Below are 505 nucleotides of genomic sequence, written 5' to 3' on the forward strand. Positions count from 1 at the left end.
GTCACCAACGATCCATCGTCTGCGACCAAAACGTTATCGCCTTCGGTCGTCACCAGACGGCAATAGCCATCCAGCGACTTCCGCAGCGCTGACCGGCCGATAACGGCGGCCAGCGAGTCCAGAATTCCGATCCCCGCAGCCATTAGTTGATCGACCGCAATGTGCCGTCAACAGACGTGGTTTCAGCGCCTGAACCAAAGAAGGTCGTCACGCCCATGCCGAGAAATTCCGGCACGGCGATGAAAAGCGCCGCAGCAACGCCATACCAGATGGCAGTTGCAGGACGGGTTGAGGGGTCATGCGGGTTTCTTTGGTTCTGGACGAGCTTGTTGATCGCCAGAAGCGCAAAAATCACGCCGATGATAAATGCGGCAGCGCCAAGAAAATCACCTGCCGGACCAAGTGTATCATTGCGTACATTGGTCAAAACATCACCAAGTCCGCCCGATTGTGCGAAAGCGGCAGTCTGATATGCCACTGTCGCAGTCAGAACCGACGCCGTTTG

1 protein-coding gene is annotated in these 505 nt (G+C 56.4%); it reads right to left on the minus strand.

From position 1 onward, the window contains the following. Positions 1-142: 142 nt before the first annotated feature. Positions 143-505 (minus strand): hypothetical protein (locus tag HBA93_RS18280; RefSeq protein WP_221724247.1); only part of this gene is annotated, 363 nt, incomplete at its 5' end.

The organism is Ochrobactrum sp. SFR4 (genome assembly GCF_019730395.1).
Taxonomy (GTDB): Bacteria; Pseudomonadota; Alphaproteobacteria; order Rhizobiales; family Rhizobiaceae; genus Pseudochrobactrum.